Origin of the sequence: Streptomyces mexicanus, assembly GCF_902506575.1 — a bacterium.
Classification (GTDB): Bacteria; Actinomycetota; Actinomycetes; order Streptomycetales; family Streptomycetaceae; genus Streptomyces; species Streptomyces mexicanus.
This window is the reverse complement of sequence record NZ_LR732544.1, coordinates 7052255-7054053: the sequence shown is the minus strand read 5'-3', so window position 1 is coordinate 7054053 and position 1799 is coordinate 7052255. Positions and strand designations below refer to the sequence as shown.

Below are 1799 nucleotides of genomic sequence, written 5' to 3'. Positions count from 1 at the left end.
GTGCGCCACCGGCACGGGTGCGGGGCGAGCCCGGACACACCCCGGCTCGCCCCGGTACTCGCCGCGGCCGTGCGGTGGGCCGCACGGCCGCCGGGCGCTACCAGCCCACGGCCACCAGCAGCCACTGGGGGTTGCTGTGGGAGATGAAGGAGGACTGGCCGGCCACGTCGTCGTAGGGGAAGCCGTACGCGCGGTGGTCGATGGCGTTGTCGTGCCAGAACTTGGCGTAGTAGTTCGCCGGGGCCGCCGTGTAGTACCGGGCGGGATCGCTCTGTTGGGAGGCCGGCAGGGTGGCCACGTGGCGGTTCAGGGCCGCGCACAGGTCGGGGTTGCCGGCCAGGGAGGCGGCGCACCCGAAGATGTCGGAGGTGGCCGCGTCGACCCCGACGGAGCGGGCGTAGGACGTGAAGTAATCGGCGTCGGCGCCGCCGGAGCGGAAACCGGAGTAGCTGCCCGGGGCGATGATGCGGTAGGGCGCCTGCGTCTGGGCGAGCGCCTTGAAGGGAGCCGGTACCGCGTCGGTGAAGCGCTGGAAGGTGGTGGCGCGGTCCTCGGCGAAGGTCTGCCGGTTCTCGCCCACCTCCACGTCGTAGCCGTCCTTGGTGTGCAGCCGCATGGCGAGCTTCAGGCCGAAGGCGTCCACACGTGTGGTGTTGCCGTTGAAGACGTTGTCGCCGACGGTGAACTCGATGAAGTCGTAGTAGGGGCTGTCGGGTGAGCCGAGGTGGAAGTACATGCGTCCCGCGGAGTTCGCCGGCATGTCGAGGTAGGGCTGCTCCGCGATGGAGTGCGTCTGCCCGTTGAACGTCCAGTACACCTGGCTGTCGGGGTACTTGCCGTTCGTGCGGTTGAGGACCTTCACCTCGACGACGTTGTGCGCGGCCGGGATGTCGGCCGTGCTGCCCCAGAAGTCGTCCGCGGGCGCGGTGCTCCCGCCTGGCCCGTACACGTCGAATGCCCACAGGGAGTAGCCGTAGGCAGTGGCCCGCGCGGTGCCGTTGACGCGGACGTAGCGGCCGCTGCCGCTGACGTTCAGCGACTGGGTGCCGCCGGTGGACGTCGTGGTGGAGTACACCGTCGTCCAGGTCCGGGCGTCGGTGGAGGTCTGGATCTGGTAGGCCGTGGCGTACGCGGCCTCCCATGCCAGCGTGACATGTGTGATCTGCTGGACGGAGCCGAGGTCGACCTGGATCCACTGGGGATCGGCGAAGGCGGAGGACCAGCGGGTGCCCGGGTCGCCGTCGACGGCCGCCGAGGCCGGGTAGGCGGCGCTCTCGGTCGAGGACGCGGTCGCGGGCCGGCCGCGGGACAGCAGCTGGTCGTCGGCCCGGGCGGGTGACTGCGTCAGCGTGAAGAAGCAGGCGGCGAACAGGGCGAGCACCAGGCCGAGTGCCGTGCGGGAGCGGGCGGCGCCGGCCGGGGGTCTCGGCCCCGGGGCGCGGTGGGATGTCTGCATGCGGTCTCCAGAGCCGAGCGGCTGTGGGGGATGGAGGAAGTGCAGTTCTGAGAGCGCTCTCCCGGCGTTTGTACTCCGGCCGCCCCCATGCGTCAACAACTGAACGCGGACTCAGTGGAGTTGTCCGTTCCGCCGCGACCGCATCAGTGCCACGAACCCGGCATACCGTGCGACTTCCCAGCCGTCCGGCAGTGCGCGGACGGCACACCCCTTCGACTTCTGGCCACGCTCGGTGCGCCAACTGGCTTGTTCCGTGCAGCACTTGACGCCTGTGGTGCAGACCTCTAGGTTCCGGGCGGCGGCCGGTGGCTCCAGCCGGCCCGCCCCTCCCCCACACCCAAGG

1 protein-coding gene is annotated in these 1799 nt (G+C 70.7%); it reads right to left on the bottom strand.

Features of this window, described 5'->3' with window-relative positions; all coding sequences use genetic code 11:
- Positions 1 to 97: 97 nt before the first annotated feature.
- Entirely contained in the window at positions 98 to 1456 is a 1359-nt protein-coding gene (locus GV126_RS31500) for a beta-1,3-glucanase family protein (protein ID WP_159672988.1), read from the bottom strand.
- Positions 1457 to 1799 lie beyond the last annotated feature (343 nt).

What these genes read in the sequence shown, in the direction of transcription:
- GV126_RS31500 (WP_159672988.1), bottom strand. Translation starts at nt 1,456, where the DNA reads ATGCAGACATCCCACCGCGCCCCGGGGCCGAGACCCCCGGCCGGCGCC.